Raw genomic sequence first — 17,704 nt, 5'->3', positions numbered from 1 at the left:
AAAAAGAAACAGAGCACCTGGCTTTGTTTCTTTTTTTCATCCGTTTAGAATATTGGTTAATTAATTTTAAAATACTTAATCATATTCGCTAATGAGTGAGAAGCTTCATTCAATTCTTCAGCTGACTTCGATACCGTTCCAAGCGCACGAACTTGTTCCTCTGTAGATGCACTCACTTGTTCACTTGCCGCAGCTGATTGCTCTGCTACTGCTGCAATGCTTTGAATGGATGCAACTACCTCATCTTTGTAGTTATTTATGACATCTACTTCACTTGTAATCTCATGAATGGATTTAACCATATTATTCATCGTATCAGCGATTTCGTTAAACGCTTGCTCAGTATCAGAAACTGTTTTGTTTTGTTGGATGGCAATCTGTTTTGTTTGTTCCATTTCTGTTACTGCTCGTACAGATTCTGCTCCGATTCCAGCGATCGTTTTTCTAACCTTATCTGCCGCCACAGCCGACTGTTCTGCAAGTTTACGGACCTCATCTGCAACAACCGCGAAACCTCTTCCGCTATCTCCCGCTCGAGCCGCTTCAATACTTGCATTTAAGGCAAGCAAATTCGTTTGTTCAGATATATCAGTAATCGACTGGATGACATTTTCAATTTCTTCTACTTTGCTTGCGAGACCTGATATAACTTCTTCAATATTGTGCAGCACATTGTTGCTCTCGTTCGTTTTTTCACGCAAAACGTTCATTTGAGCAAGACCATTTGTATTCGCAGTTTCCGCAAATGTAGATAAGCGGGTCATTTCTTCAGCATGGCTGTTTACTTTTTCGATTTGTGAAGACAGGTCAAGTGTTCTTCTATTTGTTTCGTCCGCATCTTCTGCCTGTGTTGTAGCTCCTGAAGCAATTTCAGCAACCGCTCTGGATACTTCTTCACTCGCCGCGATCGTTTCTTCAGACACGGCACTTAAATTTGATGTAGATTCATTCACCGTCTCAACAGATTGACTGACTGAAGAGATCAGACCTCTCATGTTTTCTACCATCGCATTAAAATGATGAGTGAGTGTGCCCACTTCATCTTTAGATTTTGTATTGACCGAAACTGTCAGATCCCCCTCTGCTACGAGCTGTACTTGTTTTTGCAGATTTCGGATCGGGTTCGCTATACTTCTAGCTAGGAAATAGGTTAATAAAAGAGCAATCACTACCGCAATAGAAGCGAATAATAATACCGTATTTCTAAGTTGCTGGGCATCTTTTAGCAAATCTGCTTTTTTATAAACTAATCCGAGCTTCCAGCCTGTATCCTTAATTGAATTGTAAAAAAGCTCACGGTCCGTATTTTTGTACGTATAATTGATGTTTCCTTTTTCATTATTAAACATCTGTTTAATAAAGGAATGTTTGCTTAAGTTTTTTCCTTGTTCATTTGGATGTACAAGGGCCATTCCTTTTGCATCCAATAGGATTGGATAACCATTATAGCCAACCTTCGTTTGATTGATCATACTTGATAGACCAGCAAGACTTAAGTCCATTCCTACTACACCAAGTACTTCACTGTTCTCAGGATCCAGTACAGGTTTGGCCACTGTAACCACATATTCTCCAGAACTCGCATCCTTATAGGGGTCTGTCCACATCACTTTTTCTGGTGACTGGATAGCTGTTTGATACCACGGGCGTCCTGTCGGATCGAAACCGTCAGGAAGATCGATCTTAGGAGAGGTTTTGAACTGCTTCGTTGCAGCCCCCACATATAAAATTGCCGCATTTTTGTTCAAATCTAAAAAGTGCTGAAAATCTTGATCGATAATCGGCCACGATTCTTTCATTCCTTTTGTTTCATCTGTTTTTAACGTTTTTAAGTAATTGACCAGCCGGCTATCTTTACTATAGCGATCGATTGTACTTCCATAAGACTTTAAATATAACTCTGTTGAAGATTTCACATCGTTCGCAAGTCCTGTTGCTTGTTCCTGAATGTTTTTTTCCATCTGCTTTTTCGTCTGCAGATACGAAAACAATGAAGAAGAAATAAGCGCAACCGCAACAAGAATACTTACCGACAACATGATTTTCGTTTGTATCTTTCTAAACATCTGTTTAACCCCCTGTTCTTACCTGCTTCATTACCTTCTAAATATCGACAAATACTTACATGAGGTTTATCGCATAGGGCTAAACAGGTACAAAAGATACAGTGTTTTTCAAGGCTGCTCGTTAAATAGTACGTAATACCCACTGGTGTATAAGACGTGTCATTTCTTGTCGACCCGGGGATATATAATCAATTGCCGTTGGATTATGGAAAAAAGTCGTTGGATTATACTTGTTTTTCGTTGGATTACGTTTAAAAGTCGTTGGATTAATAACGTGTGCATCAAAAAAAAGACCCAAAAGGATAGTTTCCTTTTGGATCTGCGCAATATTTATACTTCACTTTTAGAGGGTTCAGTTTCTGCTTCTTTTTCTTCACTCATCTTTTTCTTTTTCAACATTCCCAGCCCTAAAACAACCACGATCATTAAAATTTCAAATCCATATTTAATAAAATCATTTTCAAAATATGGCTTCATGAACTTTTCACCGACGATCATTTTAGAAGCAGTCCACGCGAGCACTCCAGCACCGATCGTAATGATGAATGGATATTTTTCCATTAGTTTTAGGAATAATGTACTTCCCCAAACAACAATCGGAACAGAGATCAATAATCCGATGACAACAAGCAGAAAATCTCCGTGTGCGGCACCTGCTACGGCAAGTACATTATCGAGCCCCATCACAGCGTCCGCAATGATAATCGTTCTGATTGCTGCGAAAATATTATCTTTCGCTTCTACATCGTGATCTTTTTCTTCAACCATTAATTTATAAGCAATGTATAAAAGGATGAGTCCGCCTGCTAATAATAGTCCTGGAATTTTTAGCAGCCACACAACGGCAAGTGTTGCTGCAGCTCTGATTACGATAGCTCCAACAGTACCCCAGAGAATCACTTTCTTTTGATTTTGTTTTGGTAAATTTCTAGCTGCCAATCCGATAACGATCGCATTATCTCCCGCCAGTACTAAATCAATGACAACAATTGCCAGTAATGCGGACCAAAAATCTGCTGCAAATAAGTCCATTCTAAATATCCTCCCTGTTAAACATCTGTTTAATAGTATTGCCTTTAGAAATTGAAAATAACTTCAAAGAATAAAGGCTATTGCAAAGCCAATTAAGCCCTGCCAGGCTTATCCCACTTTTCATATATTGATTGAAAGGGGGTGTTTTTTCTCATGTGCTCATGCGGATGTAGCGTTACGTGCTATTCGTGTGTATTATTTGGTGGCGTGCCGATGTTCTGCAAAAAAGTTTTTCCATGCTGCTGCCCTATTCTTCAGCCACCGACTACTGCCTCTCCTTTTGTTTATCTATGCTGCTGCGACTGCGGCTCTAACCCTGTTAGAAGACCTTGATCCTGCTGTAATAGATTTTAGTTTTTTTATATCACAACACACTACTACGGATAAAAGAACGTTTTGTTTCAAAAAAAGCGTTCTTTTTTTTTATTACGGGAATAATGCATGATAAGATAGTCGCCAGTTTGGAGGATTTATACATATGCGCTGGTTATTAAAACAATGGCTTCACCGCTTTTTTGAAGATAAAGTATTTGATCTGTCAGCACAGTTAGCCTATTACTTTCTCGTTTCTATTTTTCCGTTTGTTTTTTTGATCTTTACCATTTTAGGATATTTACCGATTTCTACTTCTTATGTTTTAACTCTTTTCCAGTCTATTGCTCCTGAAGAAGCATATAAATTACTAGAATATAATCTGATTACCGTGCTGGATGAGCAGCGGGGAGATGTCTTATCGGTTTCGTTCATTGTTATGATTTGGCTTGCTTCCATTGGGATTCATGCAATCATTCGTGTTTTTAATCAAGCCTATCAAGTTGAAGAGAGCAGACCCTTTTTAAAAGAGTTGATACTCGGCATCTTTTTAACGTTTGGACTCGTAAGTGCCAGCATAACCGCTCTTTTATTACCCGTATTCGGAAGAACCATCGGAATGTACGTGTTTGAAAAAAGCGGCTTTTCCAATCCGATCTGGCAGATTTGGGAAACAGCCCGGTACGTAATCGGGTTTTCGGTACTGCTTTCCATTTTTTCAGCACTTTATATGTTTGCACCGAATGTAAACTTATCTTTTAGAAATGTTTGGCCAGGAGCTATTTTTTCAACATTCGGATGGCATGTCATTTCCTATTTATTTTCATCTTATGTTTTGATTTTTGATTATAGTCAAATATACGGAAACCTTGGAGCACTTTTAACGTTAATGGTTTGGTTTTATCTTTCTGCAATGATTCTAATTGCAGGAGGACAGCTTAATGCTATTCTCGCCTTAAAGAAGCAGTTAGGAAAATAAAAAGATTTTAGAAAACTTCACTTCTTACAATTGACTTTTTCACGATGTCGTAACATCATTGTGTAGAGGGAGAATTTTCACCTCATATTCCGGTCATAATGGTTAACAATAAACTGCAAATATACCGGATAATTATACGGGGATAGGAGCCGGATCATGACTGTAAAGAACATCGTTTTACTGCTTATATTGCTTGCTGGAATCATCGTTTTTGTCTTTTACAGTATACCTCTCCTTCTTGCATTAATTACGGCAATCATGCTTGAACCGATCGTAAAAATGTTCATCAAACTGATGAAGGGCAGACGCTTGCTTTCTGTTACGGTTACCTTTTTGTTATTTCTAACAGGAACCGGCCTTCTCACTTATTGGCTTGTTACTACACTCGTTATTCAGGTCATCGAATTTATTACGGTTCTCCCATCCTATTCTGTCCATTTGTTTGAAATAGCAGAAAATACATTTTATGAAATGGAAAATTTCTATGCTAGTCTGCCTCCAGAGGTAGTTGGAACACTCGAAGACAGTTTAAGTGGATTAAGAGAATACGCCGTTCAATCTGCAAAAGGACTGACTACTGGTATATTAGGAATAATTACTTCCATACCAGGATTAATGATCTACTTTATCATTTATCTTGTTGCTTTATTTTTATTTTCATTGGATTTACCTAGATTGTACGCTGAATTTCTTAACTTATTTACAACTTCAGCACGTGAGAAAGTGGAACTTGTATTTAACCAATTATCAAAAGCAACTGTCGGCTTTTTCAGAGCACAGATTATCTTAAGTTTTATTACTTACATTCTAGCTTTTGTAGGTCTTATGATTTTAGATGTACAATATGCTGTAATCATAGCGGTCTTAATCGTTGTCGTTGATATTTTACCGATATTGGGAACGGGTTCCGTACTTGTTCCATGGGCTGCTTATTCATTCTTCGTTAACCATAATGATCACTTGGCAATCGGTCTTCTTATTATGTTCGGTGTTATTACAATCATCAGAAGAATTATTGAACCTAAAATCCTAGGCTCGAGCCTTGGCATATCAGCATTAGCTGCTCTCGTTTCCCTTTATATTGGATTCAAACTGCTCGGATTTATGGGATTGATCATCGGACCTGCCATTGTCATTATCTATGAAGCCCTTCGAAGTGCTGGTTTCTTAAAGATAAAAATTGATTTTTAGAGTTTGAAAACAAAAAACGTGTTTCCTTTTATAAGGGAAATGCGTTTTTTTTACATTTAGAGGTTAGAAAACATATGAAGGTTGGGAATTATAGTAGAAAATAGAGAAATTCATACGAATACTTAATATGGTGAATTTTTATTGGAGGAATTTCTGATGGGTACTGCAACAAGCGAACGCGATTATTATTTTGACAACGCAAAATTTATTTTAATTTTTCTGGTCGTGTTCGGACACTTCATTTCTCCTATAAAAGGGCAAAATGAGTGGCTTTATACGATTTATAACTTTATTTATACTTTTCATATGCCAGCTTTTATCTTAATAGCCGGCTTTTTCACAAAAGGTGTATGGCGTGATGGATACTTAACAAAAATTTTTAAAAAGGTCTTTATTCCTTATTTAATCTTCCAAATTGTATATAGTTTTTATTATTATGACCTATACGGAAAAAGCGAAATGAAACTCAATTTCTTTGATCCGCATTGGACACTTTGGTTCCTGTTAAGCATGTTATTTTGGAATGTGCTATTGAAACTATTTGTAAAAATGAAACACCCGTTAATCTTAGCGATTGGAATAGGAGTAGCAGTCGGCTACATTCATGAAATGGGAACCTTCCTTAGTCTGATGAGAACATTTGTCTTCTTCCCTGTTTTCTTACTGGGGCACTTGCTTGAAAAAAGAGACTTCAAAAAAATATTGAAGCCGTCACGAAAAGCGGCATCTGCAGCATTTTTAATCGTGTTGTTCTTCGTGTATCATTTCTTTTTTCCAAATGGTATGAAAGAATGGTTTCTGGCTTCTTCCTCTTATACCGACATTATCGGGTATAAGACGTGGTATGGCGGATTGATCCGGCTTGCGATGTACGGTGTAATGTTCGTTGCTACTTTTAGTGTTTTAGCCCTGATCCCAAGAAGAAGAATGTTTTTCACTGAGTTTGGCGAAAGAACTTTGTACATCTATCTGCTTCACGGCTTTATATTGAAGTATTTGTTTACAACAGATCTTTTTGCCTCAATAAAAGATAACGGCTTGTACTTTATGCTTCTGTTCTTTACCGTTATCATTACATTATTCTTGGCGAGTAAGCCTGTTATTGCAATTGCACAGCCGTTAATTGAACTTCGCTGGTCTAAACTTAAACAATTGTTTAAACAAAAGCAATCTCCGCCATCTCGGCCTCAAGAAGAATAACAGATATTAAGATAGGCTATTTTCGCATTAATTGATGCTCTTGGTAGTGGTTGAATTCCGTTTCAGGATGCTCGCTTTCCGCGAGGGGTAAGGTGAGCCTACTGGAAGAAACATATGGTACTGCTCCTGCGTCTAAAAGAAATCTTACCGAAGCAAGCTTCCTCGTCGCATGCCTTGCTAGAAGAGTACTCAAGTGGCAGGCACGCTGATCCCGCAGGACAAGGAAGGCTTCGGCAGCTTTACATCGCACGAAGAAAATGTGATTTTCATTTTCGAGGAGTCTCGCACCTTGCACTCCAATCAACTTCAATGAAGCTCTTATCGAAAATAACTTTAAAAGCAACAAGCTGTTAGAAACTAATATTTCAGAAAAAAAAGTCTGCCGAATTCGGCAGACTTTTTTTACACTGTTTTATAGAATTCTTGTTTTGCTTCTGCCAGTACTCTTAACGGAAGTTTGTCTGCTAGTTTGAATGTTTCTTTTTCATTCAGCTCTAACGTGATGACAAGCTTTTCGATTTTTTCTTCAGATGGAATCATCCTGCCTTTTTCGATATCAGCCATATACTGCGGCGTAATATTTAATCTTCTAGCAAGTTCTGATTTGCTTAATCCCTTTTGCTTTCTGGAAGTTTCGATAAAGGTACCAAAATCACTCATTTTTTCCCCTCCCATTCTATTCGCATAGCTGTTAAGATACATCTTTTAGTAAAGCTGTTTTCGCAATCAATATTGTTTTTGAAAGCAGTTGATTTCCGTTTCAGAATACTCGCTTTCCGCGGGGCGTGCGGTGAGCCCACTCGTCGCCTTGCGACATTGAATGGTCTCACCTGTCACCCTGGATCCCGCAGGAGTCTCGCATCTTACACTCCAATCAACCTTCCATTTGAGGCAGTTACCATAATGCGCCTGAAGCAACTATCTCCTAGAAAACAGCCTTCAGAAAACAACCATTCGAAACGAGCCATTCGCATAAAGAATATTTTATTGACTGCCTAACTTGATCCGCCCGCTTTACCTGCACTTAAAATATCGACTTAAACTTGTTGCTTGGCCGATAATCGTGCTTATACGCTATGCTTTCTGTTGGTGTAATTTAAGGTGAACTGCATGATTACATACGCAGCAAGACGGCTTGTCATATTTCTAAAATCCAGTGTTGGATCGATTTCAACAATATCCATCCCCTTTACAGACTCATTCTGTCCCAGCCACTGAATGCCTTCTATTAATGACTCACTGTCCAAACCGCCAGGACCGATCGCAGGACATCCTGGAGCATACGCCTGATCCAGTACATCCATATCCAGTGAAATATATATGTTATCTGTTGTCTGTTTTAACTGTTCAACTGATTTTTTCAGCAAAACGAGCAAACTTTCTCGTTTGATATCACCCATCGTATAAACAGTCACGCCATGGTCTTTTGCATATTCGTGATACAGCTTGCCATTAGCAAAATCACGTATACCCAGCTGGATGAGCTGGTCTCCTGTAATGATTCCTTTTTCAATAAGCTGCCGAAATGGAGTTCCGTTAGATGGACCGCCATCTTCTGTGTTTCTTAGATCAAAATGAGCATCGAACTGAATGATGCCGACTCTTCCTCTCGTTTCCTGAAACGCCTGAATAGCCCCTGCTGAAACAGAATGATCACCGCCAAGTGTAATAACAACAGCTTCACGATGTTCTTCCTGAATTTCTTTTAAAACTGAATGAATGCGGGATTGCGATTCAAAGAGATCTGTCACGTGCATCTCAATATCTCCAAAGTCCGTGATAACGGTGTCCCACATGTCCTTTTCATGCTCAATACTGTACGTTGAAAATGACTGCATCATCGAACGGATCGTCTGTGGTGATAAATGAGCTCCTGAATGAGAAATGGAAGTTTTGGAAAGAGGTGCACCAGCTATGGCTACCCCTCTCACCTTTTCACCGTTCCATTGCTTTAAGAGCTGACCTGCTTTCTTAATACCTCTGTCAGTAAATGGCGCTTCGCCTGTCTTACGAAGAAAGGGTATAATCTGCATGTGAAATCGCCCTTCCAGCCACCACTTTTCCGTTTTTCCATACTTTGTTTACGTGGTTCACTCCATAATGATAAGGAACATATTTGTAGTTCGGCACGTCCCATAAGACGAGATCTGCATTTCTGCCTTCTAACAGACTGCCAGCAACATCCCCTCTGCCAATTGCATATGCAGCATTAACCGTAACGGCATTCCAAATCTCTTCCGGTGACATTTTCAGTTTTAAAGCAGCCAAGTTCATAATGAATTGAAGGTTTTCGGTCGGTGAACTCCCTGGATTGAAATCAGTTGATAATGCAACGGCTGCTCCGCTTGTAATCATTTCTCGCGCAGGTGCAAAGTGATCTTTTCCTAAATAAAATGTCGTTCCCGGCAGAAGTACTGCAATCGTATCTGATTCACCCAGCATACGAACGCCTTCCATACTTGCCCCAACTAAGTGATCAGCTGAAATGGCACCGATTTCGCAAGCCATTTCCGTTCCGCCAAGAGGGTCGATCTCATCAGCATGGATCTTCACACCAAAACCTGCTGTTTTTGCTTTTTGCAGAAAGATGCGCGATTGTTCAACAGAAAATACGCCTGTTTCACAAAAAATATCAACAAACTCAGCTAAGCCTTCTTTCGATATTTCCTTCAGCATCGAGAGCATTTCTTCTAAAAAGGCATCTGGTCTGCCTTTGTATTTTTCCGGAATCGCATGAGCTCCTAAAAACGTTGAAACCAAATCAATTGGGTGGTTTTCATTCAGTTTTTTCGCAACACGCAGCTGCTTCATTTCTGTTTCTTTATCCAATCCATAGCCGCTTTTCGCTTCCATCGTTGTAACACCATAAGTTAAACATCTGTTTAAATGAAACAGACCTTTTTCATAAAGAGCTTCTTCACTCGTTTCATGTGTCGCTTTTACAGTGGAATGAATCCCGCCCCCTTGCGCTAAAATCTCTAAATAAGGAACTCCTTGCTGCTTTAAAGCGAGCTCATGTTCACGAGATCCCCCAAACACAAGATGTGTATGGGGATCCACTAGACCAGGGGATAATATTTTGCCAGTTCCGTCTATCGTTTCTTTTGCCTGCAATTGAGATGCCTCTTCACGAGTTCCGACAAAGGCGATCTTGCCATCTTTTATCCCTACGGCACCGTCATCGATTACTTTAAGCTCGTTCATTTCAATACCGCGAATGGAACGATTCTCACCATTGGGAGCAACAACCTGTGAAGCAAAAATTAGTGTATCCAGCATAAGTAACACTCCTTTATTCATTAATCATCGGTATATTTACGCCTTTTTCTTTCGCAGTTTCGATCGCTAAATCGTATCCTGCATCTGCATGTCTTACGATTCCCATTCCTGGGTCACTTGTCAGAACACGCTCCAATCGGCGAGCGGCTTCTTCTGTACCGTCAGCCACAATAACCATTCCTGCATGAAGAGAGTAGCCCATTCCAACACCACCGCCATGATGAACTGAAACCCAGCTTGCACCGTTGACAGCATTGATCATTGCATTAAGAATTGGCCAGTCCGCAACCGCATCACTTCCGTCTTTCATTGCTTCCGTTTCACGATTTGGAGAAGCAACGGAACCACAATCCAGGTGATCACGGCCGATTACAATCGGTGCTGAAAGTTCGCCATTCGCTACCATTTCATTTATGATTTTTCCAAACTTCGCACGCTCACCGTACCCTAGCCAGCAAATACGGGAAGGAAGCCCTTGGAATTGTACTTTTTCCTGTGCCATTTTGATCCATTTGCAAAGATGCTCGTTATCGCTGAACTCTCTTAAAATCACTTCATCTGTTTTTCGAATATCCTCAGGGTCACCTGATAATGCTACCCATCTAAATGGTCCTTTTCCTTCACAGAAGAGAGGGCGGATAAACGCTGGAACAAAACCAGGGAAATCAAAGGCATCCTTAACACCTTCATCAAACGCAACTTGTCTGATGTTGTTGCCGTAGTCAAACACGACAGCACCTTTCTTTTGCATATCGAGCATAGCTTGAACATGGGTAGCCATCGACTCTTTTGATTTCTCAATATACTGCTGGGGATTGCGTGTGCGCAACTCTGCTCCTTCTTCCATTGTGAAACCGACTGGCAAGTAGCCATGCAGCGGATCATGAGCTGATGTTTGGTCAGTTACCAGGTCAGGGATTTCACCCATTTCAATTAGCTTCGGTAAAACTTCAGCTGCGTTGCCAAGTAAACCGATTGATAGCGGCTCTCCTTTTTCTGCATATTCTTTTGCAAGTTTCAAAGCTTCTTCTAAACTGTCTGTTTTTCTATCTAAGTATTTTGTATCAAGTCTTCTTTGTATTCTAGTTTCATCCACGTCGATCGCAATCACTACACCATCATTCATCGTCACGGCCAGAGGCTGTGCTCCACCCATTCCGCCAAGACCGGCCGTGAGAGTGATTGTTCCTTTTAATGAGCCGTTAAAATGCTTTCTTGCAGCTTCTGCGAAAGTTTCATACGTGCCTTGCAGAATGCCTTGGGTTCCGATATAGATCCAGCTCCCTGCTGTCATTTGTCCATACATCATAAGACCGCGTTTTTCAAGATCTCTAAATGTTTCCCAGTTCGCCCATGCTGGAACGAGATTTGAGTTTGCGAGCAAAACACGCGGTGCATCACTATGAGACTTGAATACCGCAACGGGTTTACCAGACTGTACAAGAAGTGTTTCATCGTTTTCAAGTTTTTGAAGCGTTTCTACGATTTTATGATAAGAGTCCCAGTTGCGCGCGGCTTTCCCGATTCCGCCATAAACAACAAGTTCATCCGGGTTTTCTGCCACTTGGTTATCCAGGTTGTTCATGAGCATGCGCATAGCCGCTTCTTGAACCCATCCTTTTGCTGTCAGCTCTGTTCCTGTTGCTGCTTTAATCGTTTGTTTAACGTTTGTCATCGTAATTGCCCCCTCTTATTAGTGTGGTAGTTTTTCCGTTTTCGTTGCTATTAAAAACTCGTTCCACGATGGATCCAGCATCCAAGAAGCTATTGCTTCCATATCGCGATGGAACATGCGGTCACAGTGGATCACGGGACTAACCTTTCTGCCATGTTCATAGATTTTCTTTGTTTTCGGTGCTAGTTTTTCAGGTCCTCTAAAGTCAGCGGCCTGCATGGCACAGATTAATTCAACCGCAAGGACGCGTCTCGCATTTGCAATGATCTGAGCAGCATGTCTTGAAGCGATTGTCCCCATGCTCACATGATCTTCCTGATTGGCAGAAGACGGGATGGAATCAACACTCGCTGGATGAGCCAATGTTTTGTTTTCCGATACGAGTGATGCCGCAGCATATTGCATGATCATCGCACCTGATTCAAGACCCGGATTCGGACTCAGGAAACCGGGCAGATCACTTAATTGCGGATTCACCATCCGTTCGATGCGGCGTTCTGAAATGTTTGCCCATTCTGCCGCTGCTAGTTTCATGAAATCCATTGCGAATGCGATCGGCTGTCCGTGAAAGTTGCCGCCTGATATAATCTTATTTCCGTTATCAAAAATAAGCGGATTATCTGTAGCTGCGTTCATTTCGATCTCCAGCTTTTCTTTTACATAGCCGAGTACTTGCCATGATGCACCATGTACTTGTGGAATACATCTTAACGAGTACGCATCCTGAACTCTTATCTCGCCTTGTTTTGTCGTTAGCTGACTGCCTTCTAAATAGCTGCGCAGTCTTTCTGCTACTTCAACCTGCTCTTTGTATCCGCGTGCAATGTGTACATCTTCATCAAAAGCATCTGTAATTCCTCTTAACGATTCTGTTGTGAGTGAAGCAATCGCATCTGCCATGAGTCCGATTCGCTCCGCTTCGATATACGCTGCAATTCCCTGCGCTGTCATCGCCTGTGTTCCATTGATCAACGCCAGACCTTCTTTAGCCGTTAATACGACAGGCTCTATTCCTGCTCTCATTAATGCGTCCTGCCCCGGCATGCGTTCACCTTTATACATCGCTTCACCTTCGCCTACTAAAACGAGCGCTAAATGGGATAAAGGCGCCAAGTCACCGCTTGCTCCCAATGAACCTTGCTGCGGAATGACAGGGTGTACCCCATGTTCAACAAGTTCAAGCAGTCTTTCGATCACAACAGGCCGAATGCCAGACAACCCTTTTAAAAGAGCATTTGCCCGTAAAATCAGCATGAGTCTGCTGATTGTTTCAGGAAACGGGTCACCGATTCCGCAAGCATGGCTGCGAATCAAATTTAACTGCAGCGTTTCAACATCATCTCTTGAAATAAAGACATCACTAAATTTTCCAAATCCAGTTGTGATACCGTATACCACTTTCCCTGAACTCACGATTTCTTCTACAGCTTTCCGGCTGTCAGCCACTTTTTTCATGCTTAATGGACACGCTTCGACCGGTTCATTCTCATGCAGAATTCGTTTAATTTCTTCCATGGACAGTGTGTTTCCCGTTAATGTAACCATGATTATCCCTCTTTTTCTCAAAATAAAAGTCTGTTTTCCTCAACTCTGATATTCCTGAAAGCCGTTGATTTCTGTTCCAGGTGCTCGCTTTCCGCGGGGCAGGCGTTTAGCCACATTCGTACGTTTCACTTTTAAGTGTCTCACCTGTCTAGCTGCAGCGGTTAGCCCCTCGAGGTCAAAAGTTTAACGGTCATGAAGGCAAAAAGCGCCTTCTTAGCCCATTCCCCTTTTGCTTGTCGGTGCTGATCAAACCGCATCCGCTTTTCGGACTGCCCTCCAGTCCCGCAGGAGTCTCGCACCTTACACTCCAATCAACTTTTCAGTGATGTAACTGAAAAATAAACTTGAAAGCAACAATCTTTTAGAAAAGAGCCTTTAGAAGAAAACAAAAAGAGCGCACTCGAAAGAAAACTCTTTCGAATACGCCCCCTCATCACTAGTAACTATGGGCAATTATTTAAATATGATTAATGCCAAGTCCTATCGCTTCATGCTCAAGTCCTTTTACAGGAGCACCGATTGTTCCGTATAAAGCAACTGCGATCCAGTCGCCTTCTTCTTTTTTTTCATAAGGGTTTCCCCGCACAACAATAAAGCGCAGACCTACCGTCCTAAGAACTGTTCCAAGCTGCACCTGTCCCCGCGTCACACCATGAAAAGCTTCCATGATTGCATGATACAGCGAATGTGTCTCACGATAGATACCTGTATGAATAACACCTTCATTTTTCGCAGCTGTTTCAATAGCTGCCACTACCTTTTGAGAATCCATCGAACCGGCTTTGCCTGTGCAATACTTCCAGCCCTGTTTCTCAATCTCTGATAAATAACTCTCATCAAGAACACCTAACATGGCCATTTTTCCTAAGAGCCTGTCATTGGATAGTGCCATACTTAATTCACTCTCTCTGCTCGCAGCTAATAACTACCTTTAGTGTATGCGTTTCCAATTTGTCCGTCAATTCCCTTTCAACAACTTATCACGGCATCAGAATAAAGGATAACTCGTACGTATAATCTATCAATCTAGCGGCAACACTGTGATTAAATAAATACAACGGAAATGAGGGCTGCTGGATGCTGCACGTTCAAAAGGAAATTACACTAGCTTCTATGTTGAGAACTCCGCAATTTGAGGAAGATGTGAATAATTTTTTTATCGCTTATGACCAAGGACATAACCCTGTATTGTTGCTTCCCACTACAAAAGGTTTCTTATCAGAAGAACAGCTTTACGGTATTGCTTTTATTAAGGATGAAAACAACTCGTATCAGTTTTCACTTTCTGATAAGATCATGCCTTTCAACCTGAATGAAGCAACATTAATCCATGACCAGCTTGGTTTCTTTTTCGGACCTGAAAACAACATGCTTACATGCTTTTTTAAAAGTGACACGTACGGAGCTTATGTGGTGTGGACAAAAAACATGGTGAAGCAGCTGATTAACGAGACTCTGCAAGAGTGGCATAACACATCTGACCAAGAGCAGCGTGAAAGACACAAAGACCGCCTTACCCAGTTATTGCAGGCTTAAATCAAATACGTTAAGAAGAGGAGGAGCTTTGTTCGCTATTAGCTCCTTTTTTCTTCATCAACTTACGTATAAATGTCGCAATAAAGAGAATCGGGATATAGCTGATCGCCAAATAAAAACCGATTTTATTTGTGTAATTGTTTAACATGTTAATTTTAAATCGAGTATTTAAAAGAATACACGTAAAGAGAGCGATTGCGAGAACAACGATTAACGTGTAATGCTGCCGGACGTTCAGCATCAATTTTGCTACACGGCTTGAACACCAGATCGCTAGCGTAATATTAGGCAAAATAACTAAGCACCACACTGATACGAAAATATAATCAAACCGTTCAACGAATGAAACTTGAACAATTTTAACCATTGAAAGGGTTGCCCAAATATTCCTTGCCAACTGTTCCTGACTAAAGAACGCGAATGAAAACAGCGTGATCAGAAGATAAATCATAAAGGTAAAGATATTTGCATAATGAGCAAATTTTTGTGATTTTTTCGCATTCTTTATAAAGGGATAAAAAACGAGAACCGTTTCAAAGCCAAGATAACTTAACATCATATTTTTAGTGGCAAATAAATAATCTTTCAAACTTTCGTCAAACAACGGCAATAAGTTTGAAAAATGGGTAAAGTGCAATGGGTAAACTAAAAGCGCAATAAGCCCGAGCGGGATAACAACTCCAAAAAAGCAAACCCCTGTAACCGTACGAAATCCGGAAGATACGACATAATACGTTAATATTAAAAATACAACAGCGATCTTCCACGTGTTCAGCGTCGGAAACATCCATACTTGGATAACTTCTATGTAAGTACGCAGAACCGTAATCGACCAAAGCAGAAAATACAAAATAATAGCGATGTTAAATATATTGCCGATAAATCCTCCAAAAAGCGTTTTATGAATGGTAACGATATCTCCCCCGCCATTGTCGAGCACATAATAGATCATCCAAATGAGAATGTGAACAAAAATACCAGCAATAATCACAGAAATCCAAGAATCATATCCCGCGTATTTCGCGATAATTCTTTGATAGCCCAATACGCCGACACCCACTTGTTCCGAGTGTATGAGGAAAAATACAAGAAAGGGAGAAACAAGGAAAACTTCTTTAATTTTCTGCAACACTTCTCATCCTTTCACCAGACCATTTATCTTGTTATAGCTTTCCCAACCCTTTCATAATTAACCCAAAAATACCTAAAAAGACAATCCGACCGCTATGTGGATTGTCTTTTTGAAGAGTTATTGCGCGTTTTCGCATGTCATATTTCTCATAACGCGCGCGTATTTTTCGTATGGCGCGCTTTTTTTCAGCAAAAAAAATCCTAAAAGCTTGTGATCTCGAGGGGCTAGCCGCTTCAGCAAGTTGGTGAGACCACTTAAGGTGCCTAGCGGCAAGGAGACTCTTTTTCCTAGGAAAGTCCTGAAAACAAAATCAACTACCTCCAGGAAAAAGAAAGTTGCAATAACAGCCATATAAAAAAACCTAGCCCAATATGTTGATTGGAGTTAGGTTTTTCTCATTCTCATCATCCTGTTAATACTTCACCATCTGGATAACGAATATTATCTTTTTTTGGAGCTGCTAAGCTGAACAGCAGCGTTAGTGGTCCTAGCTTTCCAAAGATCATCACAGCCATGATCACTATTTTGCTGATCAGCATTAAGTGTGGGCTCAATCCCATACTTAGTCCTACGGTACCGAATGCAGAGACAACTTCAAAAAGTATGACCATAAAAGAATCACCTTTTTGAACATACGTTAAGATGAACAGAGCGATAAAAACAACCATCAAAGAAATCATCGTAATGGCCAGTGCCCGAAAAATAATCGCGTTGCGAATGGTGCGTTTTAACACAACCGTTTCATCTTTTCCTTTTATAAAAGTCAGTACAGTGAAAAGAATCACGACAAAGGTTGTCAGCTTAATTCCACCGCCTGTCGATGCACTTCCTGCTCCTACAAACATAAGCAAGGTCATCAACAATGCTGTATCAGGCTGAATCGCTGTCATATCGATCGAGTTAAAACCTGCTGTTCTTGGAGAAATCCCCTGAAAATAAGCTGCCCACAGTTTTTCCCCTCCTGAGAGCATACCTAATGTTTTCGGATTATTAAACTCGAATAAATACACGAGTAAAATCGCTAAAATATTAATGACAAATGTAGAGATAATCATCACTTTGGAATGAAGTGTTAATTCTTTCCACGTTTTACTTACCCATAAGTCAATCAAAACTGTGAATCCAATACCACCTGTAATAATGAGCCATGTAATGACAAGGTTAACCGTTGGATCACCCACATATCTTATTAATCCATCTGACCAGAGGGAAAAGCCGGCATTATTATATGCTGAAATAACGTGAAAAACGCTATAATATATACCTTTCGATAAACCCATATCTGGTACCCACCGTATAGATAAGACACTGATTGCGATAATCTGTATGCTGATCGAAAAGAGAAACAAATTTCTTACAAGACGTATAACTCCGCCTAGTGAAGGCTGATTCAATGCTTCTTGCATTAGCATTCTTTGTTTAATCGATATTTTTTTTCCAAGCATGATTACGATAAGTGAGGCAAACGACATAACGCCAAGACCACCAACCTGAATTAAAAAAAGGATGACGATCTCACCAAATAAAGTAAAGGTTGTTCCTGGATCAACCGTTACCAGTCCAGTAACAGTTGAAGCAGACGTCGCGATAAAAAAAGCATCAATCCATGATATTGTCTTCTCATGTGCAATCGGCAATTTTAATAAAACGGCTCCAACAATGATTAGAATTAAAAAAAGCAAAGCTAAAATCTGTGGCGGTTTTAATGTAAATGGTTGATACAAAAATTGTCTCGATTTATTAACAAGCAGTGCCAA

Annotated in this window: 14 protein-coding genes; 4 read left to right on the top strand and 10 right to left on the bottom strand. The window is 40.4% G+C overall.

Annotated elements, in window-relative coordinates:
* Window positions 1-56: 56 nt before the first annotated feature.
* Both J2X07_RS01125 and J2X07_RS01120 read right to left on the bottom strand, forming a co-directional pair.
* Entirely contained in the window at window positions 57-2,066 is a 2,010-nt protein-coding gene (locus J2X07_RS01125) for a methyl-accepting chemotaxis protein (protein ID WP_310255727.1), read from the bottom strand.
* Between the two features lie 330 nt (window positions 2,067-2,396).
* Window positions 2,397-3,098: a TerC family protein gene (locus J2X07_RS01120; RefSeq protein ID WP_310255726.1), complete on the bottom strand. Its 702-nt coding sequence runs from the start codon at window positions 3,096-3,098 to the stop codon at window positions 2,397-2,399.
* A 478-nt stretch (window positions 3,099-3,576) separates the two neighbouring features.
* On the opposite strand from J2X07_RS01120, the gene J2X07_RS01115 reads away from it, so the two are divergent.
* The 3 genes from J2X07_RS01115 (at window position 3,577) to J2X07_RS01105 (ending at window position 6,780) form a co-directional block, all read left to right on the top strand.
* Entirely contained in the window at window positions 3,577-4,389 is an 813-nt protein-coding gene (locus tag J2X07_RS01115; RefSeq protein WP_310255724.1) for a YihY/virulence factor BrkB family protein, read from the top strand.
* A 156-nt stretch (window positions 4,390-4,545) separates the two neighbouring features.
* Window positions 4,546-5,580 carry a sporulation integral membrane protein YtvI gene (gene ytvI / locus J2X07_RS01110; protein WP_310255722.1) on the top strand — a complete coding sequence of 345 codons (1,035 nt, stop codon included), beginning with the start codon at window positions 4,546-4,548 and terminating at the stop codon, window positions 5,578-5,580.
* A 156-nt stretch (window positions 5,581-5,736) separates the two neighbouring features.
* Window positions 5,737-6,780 carry an acyltransferase family protein gene (locus tag J2X07_RS01105; RefSeq protein WP_310255720.1) on the top strand — a complete coding sequence of 348 codons (1,044 nt, stop codon included), beginning with the start codon at window positions 5,737-5,739 and terminating at the stop codon, window positions 6,778-6,780.
* Between the two features lie 402 nt (window positions 6,781-7,182).
* Here the strand turns inward: J2X07_RS01105 and J2X07_RS01100 are convergent, their stop codons facing one another.
* The 6 genes from J2X07_RS01100 to hutP form a co-directional block, all read right to left on the bottom strand.
* The gene (locus tag J2X07_RS01100; protein ID WP_310255719.1) at window positions 7,183-7,440 is read right to left on the bottom strand and encodes a helix-turn-helix domain-containing protein; all 258 of its coding nucleotides are present in this window, start codon (window positions 7,438-7,440) and stop codon (window positions 7,183-7,185) included.
* Between the two features lie 407 nt (window positions 7,441-7,847).
* Window positions 7,848-8,813, bottom strand: a complete 966-nt coding sequence (gene hutG / locus J2X07_RS01095; protein ID WP_310255718.1) for a formimidoylglutamase — start codon at window positions 8,811-8,813, stop codon at window positions 7,848-7,850.
* Window positions 8,788-10,059 carry an imidazolonepropionase gene (hutI, locus tag J2X07_RS01090; protein WP_310255717.1) on the bottom strand — a complete coding sequence of 424 codons (1,272 nt, stop codon included), beginning with the start codon at window positions 10,057-10,059 and terminating at the stop codon, window positions 8,788-8,790. Before hutI ends, hutG begins: the two co-directional genes overlap by 26 nt.
* 13 nt (window positions 10,060-10,072) lie before the next feature.
* Window positions 10,073-11,734, bottom strand: coding sequence for a urocanate hydratase (gene hutU, locus J2X07_RS01085; protein WP_310255715.1), 1,662 nt, complete (start codon window positions 11,732-11,734; stop codon window positions 10,073-10,075).
* Window positions 11,735-11,752: 18 nt separating this feature from the next.
* The gene (hutH, locus tag J2X07_RS01080; RefSeq protein WP_310255713.1) at window positions 11,753-13,279 is read right to left on the bottom strand and encodes a histidine ammonia-lyase; all 1,527 of its coding nucleotides are present in this window, start codon (window positions 13,277-13,279) and stop codon (window positions 11,753-11,755) included.
* Window positions 13,280-13,736: 457 nt separating this feature from the next.
* On the bottom strand, window positions 13,737-14,171 hold the full coding sequence (gene hutP / locus J2X07_RS01075) for a hut operon transcriptional regulator HutP (protein WP_310255711.1): 435 nt from the start codon (window positions 14,169-14,171) through the stop codon (window positions 13,737-13,739).
* A gap of 185 nt (window positions 14,172-14,356) precedes the next feature.
* Between hutP and J2X07_RS01070 the strand changes: the two genes are divergently transcribed.
* A complete protein-coding gene (locus J2X07_RS01070; RefSeq protein ID WP_310255709.1) occupies window positions 14,357-14,815 on the top strand; it encodes a hypothetical protein in 459 nt (152 codons plus the stop codon).
* A gap of 10 nt (window positions 14,816-14,825) precedes the next feature.
* Here J2X07_RS01070 and J2X07_RS01065 read toward each other — a convergent pair whose 3' ends face one another.
* Window positions 14,826-15,944: a GerAB/ArcD/ProY family transporter gene (locus J2X07_RS01065; protein WP_310255707.1), complete on the bottom strand. Its 1,119-nt coding sequence runs from the start codon at window positions 15,942-15,944 to the stop codon at window positions 14,826-14,828.
* 407 nt (window positions 15,945-16,351) lie between these two features.
* Window positions 16,352-17,698: a TrkH family potassium uptake protein gene (locus J2X07_RS01060; protein ID WP_310257351.1), complete on the bottom strand. Its 1,347-nt coding sequence runs from the start codon at window positions 17,696-17,698 to the stop codon at window positions 16,352-16,354.
* Window positions 17,699-17,704 lie beyond the last annotated feature (6 nt).

The sequence above is a fragment of the Fictibacillus barbaricus genome (assembly GCF_031457135.1).
In the GTDB taxonomy this organism is placed as follows: Bacteria; Bacillota; Bacilli; order Bacillales; family Fictibacillaceae; genus Fictibacillus; species Fictibacillus barbaricus_A.
Note: the sequence above shows the minus strand (reverse complement) of the source record. Positions and strands in the feature narration are given on the sequence as shown.